This window comes from Buttiauxella brennerae ATCC 51605 (assembly GCF_001654925.1).
Lineage (GTDB): Bacteria > Pseudomonadota > Gammaproteobacteria > Enterobacterales > Enterobacteriaceae > Buttiauxella > Buttiauxella brennerae.
This window is the reverse complement of record NZ_LXER01000063.1, coordinates 1-476: the sequence shown is the minus strand read 5'-3', so window position 1 is coordinate 476 and position 476 is coordinate 1. Positions and strand designations below refer to the sequence as shown.

General features: G+C 45.2%; 1 pseudogene. It reads left to right on the top strand.

Annotated elements, in window-relative coordinates:
* Positions 1 to 62: 62 nt before the first annotated feature.
* Positions 63 to 476: pseudogene (locus M975_RS21990) on the top strand (polysaccharide degrading enzyme); the annotation flags it as partial.

Below are 476 nucleotides of genomic sequence, written 5' to 3'. Positions count from 1 at the left end.
GTTATACGATATTTGGCCACTGTTAATCATAATTGCCATATATATTTAAGAGGGATTTTAACATGCATTTTAAAAAACATACGCTGGCGCTATTAATGGCGTTAGCCTGTACCCCGTTTACCGCGTCCGCGGGAACACTAGCTGCAAATGATCAAACGAATACCATCAGCGGACTCGACACCAGCCAGATGTTATCGAAGGATAATGGCAATACCTGGATGGCGTATAGCAGTGCAAACCAGAATAACTTCCCGGGTAATGTCGTGGTCATGGTGGCGGTAAAAGACGATAAGGTGATTAATTCGCAACCTTATGATCCATCCATGTCTTATTCTGAAACAGGCACCGTAGTGCGTTACAACGGTTATTACTGGAGCAGCAAGTGGTGGGTAAATCCAGGCGAGGCACCAGGCAGTAATAGCGTGTGGGAGAAGGGCGCAAAAGTGGAAATTACTACTCTTGCCACCTTTACCTTT